Origin of the sequence: Lysinibacillus sp. NPDC095746, assembly GCF_044763535.1 — a bacterium.
GTDB lineage: Bacteria > Bacillota > Bacilli > Bacillales_A > Planococcaceae > Lysinibacillus.
The window spans coordinates 1-4,504 of the sequence record NZ_JBIWGL010000062.1 but is presented as its reverse complement, the minus strand read 5'-3'; the positions used below and the strand labels follow the sequence as shown (position 1 = coordinate 4,504).

Annotated in this window: 3 protein-coding genes; 1 reads left to right on the top strand and 2 read right to left on the bottom strand. The window is 33.8% G+C overall.

Annotated features, from left to right (window positions below):
- Positions 1-582: 582 nt before the first annotated feature.
- Positions 583-1,791: an MFS transporter gene (locus ACIQ7N_RS23505; protein WP_402936658.1), complete on the bottom strand. Its 1,209-nt coding sequence runs from the start codon at positions 1,789-1,791 to the stop codon at positions 583-585.
- 196 nt (positions 1,792-1,987) lie between these two features.
- On the bottom strand, positions 1,988-3,142 hold the full coding sequence (locus tag ACIQ7N_RS23500) for a serine hydrolase domain-containing protein (protein ID WP_402936656.1): 1,155 nt from the start codon (positions 3,140-3,142) through the stop codon (positions 1,988-1,990).
- A 286-nt stretch (positions 3,143-3,428) separates the two neighbouring features.
- Here ACIQ7N_RS23500 and ACIQ7N_RS23495 point away from each other — a divergent pair, with 286 nt between their 5' ends.
- Positions 3,429-3,875, top strand: a complete 447-nt coding sequence (locus ACIQ7N_RS23495) for an Lrp/AsnC family transcriptional regulator (RefSeq protein ID WP_402936654.1) — start codon at positions 3,429-3,431, stop codon at positions 3,873-3,875.
- The last annotated feature ends 629 nt before the right edge of the window (positions 3,876-4,504 follow it).

The following is a 4,504-nucleotide window of genomic DNA, read 5'->3' as shown; positions in this document are numbered from 1 at the left end:
ACTATATCAACAGCCGACCAAGAAAATGTCTTGGTTGGAAAACTGCAAACGAGGCTTTTAATGAGCAATTGTTGCACTTAATTTGACAAATCGTCGTATATAAAAATACATCCATTAAATCTTTCTTGAGATAATGGATGTATTTTTTATTGTGGTCGTTTAATAAAGATTGATAATTTATAATTAAGTTCGATCATTTATAATAAAGTTTGATAAAAAACTGTATGGAATGCAATTTTCTTATTCCACAATCGGGCCATTTAATGGAATAAAACCCTTAAATACTACTGGATATTTATATTAATGATGGTGTGAGATTTTGAAGAAATGTACTTAAGCTCCCTCAGTTAGATACGATTATCTCTCAGACAGGATAGTTGAATAATAATATTTCTATAAAGTTTGATACTATTTCAATTTTATAATTACGTTTATTAGAGGGGAGAACATTTATAGAAGCTATTATTACTTAAACAGTAATTGCAGGATATAAGTGCTTGCCGGACCATTAACAATGCAAAAAGTAAAAACACACAATCCAATATTGGATAGCATGTTTTTTGAGTTCAATTCTTATTTGTTCTAGTTTTGTTTTGCAGTAAAACCAGGTGTTTTAGTTTTCCATACAACAATATATGCAACTAGCAATATACAGAACATAACCCATGGGAAAGAAAATAATCCAAGGGTTTCCAAAAGGAATGCTCCAACTACACTTCCACTACCAATAGCTAAGTTCCAAGTTGTCACAAGCATTGATTGAGCAACATCTGCACCATCTCCACCGGCATTTGCAATCGCAGTTTGCAGTAGTGTTGCTGCTCCACCAAATGTAAGACCCCAAAGTGTAATTGCAAGATAGATTACAATGGATTGATTCATTCCAATACCTAGTGCCAAAGATGCCAACCCGAATCCAGCAAGGCTGATTAAAACCAACAAACGTAGGTTATGGTCAATGTATATTCCAGTAAACCAAATACCTACTAATGCTGCTATACCAAATATAAGCAATATTATATCAATGCCTTGGGTTAGCCCTACATGGTCAAGGTAAGGCGCAATATAAGTATAAAGAATGTTATGTGAAAGTACCCATGCTAATATAACGAATAGTACTGTTCTTACTCCTGGCGTGACTAAGACCTTCAATAGAGGTATACGTTTTTCAGTAGATTGTCCAGGGTAGTCTGGGAGTTTCCATAGAACCCAAATAACTAATAATAAAGATGAAAGTGAAATAATTCCGAAGACAGTGCGCCAGCCCAAATAGAAACCAAGAAATGTGCCAAGAGGAACACCAAATGCAAGAGCAAGAGGGGTTCCGACCATCGCTACCGCCATAGCCTTCCCTTTAAGTGATTCAGGTGCCATTAAACGGGCATATCCGGCAGTCATTCCCCAAAGAATACCTGCAGTTACACCAGCAAAGAAGCGAGCTATTAACGTCAAAGTATAATTAAAAGAAAAAGCTGTAACAGTATTAAATAAAAGAAACCCCAAGATACATAGAAGCAGCAAAGGTTTTCTTCTCCATCCTTGAGTTGCCGTAGTTAAAGGAATAGCAGCTAATAATGAACCAAGAGCATATGAAGTAACAAGTTGGCCAGCAAGGGATTCAGTAACTCCTAGTCCATTACCAATCTCTATTAATAACCCAGCAGGAATAGTTTCTGTGAGTATACAGATAAATCCAGCCATCGCCAGAGCAATTAAACCGTTCCACTGAAGGCGTTCTGGTGAAGAGGCAATTGTAGCACTCCGTGCAGTTAAACTTCCATTTTTATACATAGAAAGAACACCTCTTTTATTTATTTAATAATCCAATCCTTTAATTACATAAGTAAATTTCTATAAAAAAGAAGAAAATATATAAGTAGGCACCTCTTAATTAAGAAAGGTGCCTATAATTTATAGGAACATCTCGAAGTCAGGCTATTCTTTCAATTGATTAAAACATCTTTTCTTCCGGTAAACTTATTTAATATCACTCATAAATAGCATCGGTTAAGTCCACAGTAAATTGACCAGCCATACCCTCAAATGCAGTATTTGTAAAAGAAACTACTGTTAATTTCTCTATAGGGTCAACAAACCACGAGTGTCCATAAGCTCCGCCTAATCTCCATGTTCCAATGGACTCTTTAGTATTAGCTTCTTTGGGATCTTTCAATATAGTAAATCCTAAACCAAAACCTCTTCCAGGCCAGCTGGCTAATGGCAAATTTCCGGTTTGAATCTTGGTCATTTCATTTTTTATATCATTTGGTAATAAAAAATCTCCTGACCTTAACTCTTCAAGGAAATACAGAAAATCTTCTGCAGTTCCATTCATTCCGGAACCTCCTGACGGGAAAGCACTGGTATCGAATGCTCGAGCGGGTTCAAACACTATGCCTGCGGTCCCTTCAAATACTTGAGCAACTTCCTTATCACCCATTCTTTTAGGAATAGGAAAACTACTTAGATATTGGGTAACTATTCTTTGCTTATCTTTAACATCAAATGATGTATTCACCATTTTTAATGGGTCAGTTATTAGAGTTTTAATTAATGTTTGCAACGAAACTCCATAAGCTTTACTGATAACTGCACCCAACACGTCTACTGCTATGGAATAACCCCAATTCGTGCCAGGCTCATATAATAACGGGGCAGAGGAAAGTCTTTGTAAATTTTCTTCTAGAGAAAATCCTGAAAGGTTCATTCCATCTGAAACCCCTGCCTTTTTATATTCTCCTCCTCCTTCAGGCTCTAAAAATCCATATGTCAACCCCGCAGTGTGGGTAAGCAAATGCCTTACTGTAATAGTAGGTTTGTCACCGTTTATTAACCGTGGCTGAAATTTCGGAAGCCACTTAGTAATTGGATCATCCAAACCAATTATTTCTTTTGATACCAATACTAAAGCTGCTGCAGAAACGATTGGTTTTGTAACAGATGCAAGGCGAAATATCGAATCCTGTTCCATTTTTGTTTTTTCTTCCCGATCAGCGTAACCTGCAACACGCTTATAGATAAGGTCACCATCCTTGCTAACTAAAGTCACCGTACCAACGATTTTGTTGTTTTCAATCGCTTTGTTTATTACTTCATCAACCCTTTTACTCAATCTCATGATGTCTTTATCTGTTGTTAACATCTGTTCATCACATCCTATACAAATTTAAAGAACAACTTAATTTTAATAAAATGAATAACTAATTTACATAATAAATCATTTGAATAATTAGAATAATGATTATAAAATCTAATAATTTTATAATTTTTTCTTTTGATTTATAAAAGGATAAGAAATAAACTATATAAAATTTAAAATTATAATATTAAATTGTATATTTAAATGATAAAATTATATAAAGAGAGGATATTGATTTTAATATTATGGTGTTTCTGTTAATTTAACTTTATTTTAAAAGGGTGATTTTTTGGATAGCATAGATAAAGATATATTAATGCATTTACAGGGAGATGCACGGTTGTCAATGACTTCTATTGGTAAACTTATAGGTTTATCTCAACCAGCAGTAACGGAAAGAGTAAAAAGATTAGAGGAACAAGGAATCATTTCCGAATACAGGACTGCTGTATCAAATGATAAAATTGGTAAGCCAACAGTAGCTTTTATTTTATTTCGAACTACACAATGTCTTAATTTTGTTGAATACTGTGAAAATACACCAAAAGTGGTAGAGTGTCATCGTATAAGTGGGGAATATAATTACTTAATAAAAGTAGTAGTTGAATCTACAAAAGAACTTGAACTATTTGAAAATGAAAGTATGAAATATGGTAACTCCACTACACTAATTTCTCTTTCCTCACCTATCGACTATAAGCCATTGTTTCCCTCACCCGTGGTGCTAAAAGATTAAAATATGTATTAAATCAGTTAAGATAAATTTCACAATACGTTTATGATAGGTTTCTTCTTATCCTTATGAATAGGCTCTTTGAATCGATTATTGATAAATAAAAATCCTAGAGCAAAAAACAAAATTACGTATGGAAAAATTGAAGAACTAATAAACTAGCGAAAGAGAAGAGTCAAATGGAAGAAGTTATGCAGCAAGTTGTTACTGGAAAAATAGATTGAAAAATTTACCGAAATCAATCTAAACTTGCAGTTCCTTACTACAAGAGATGTGGTTTATCAGTTCGGAGGTGATCGTTGAAGACCTTCTTATACATTATAGTGTCTACTATATCAAGTACAGTTTAAAATGAGGCTGTTATATTACGAACCCAGCCATTAGAAACTACTCAGTTATTCCATTATAGGGCGCGTTTATGAAGTAACGCTGTAGAAAATGATCAAACTTTTTTATAATAAATAAACTAAAAAATGTTAAAGTGCATCTATTTTGATTAATCTTTTTTCAAGGCTGTTTTCGTAAAGATTGTTGCTCTTCAACTAAACCAGCTAATAGTTTGTCAATAATTTTCTGTTAAAAGTTTAATAGGCACGTGCTATACTAAAAAAGTGCATAACAAATAACCGTCC

Excerpts from the sequence above, each read along its gene's own strand:
- ACIQ7N_RS23505 (WP_402936658.1), bottom strand. The coding sequence starts at position 1,791 with ATGTATAAAAATGGAAGTTTAACTGCACGGAGTGCTACAATTGCCTCT.
- ACIQ7N_RS23500 (WP_402936656.1), bottom strand. The coding sequence starts at position 3,142 with ATGTTAACAACAGATAAAGACATCATGAGATTGAGTAAAAGGGTTGAT.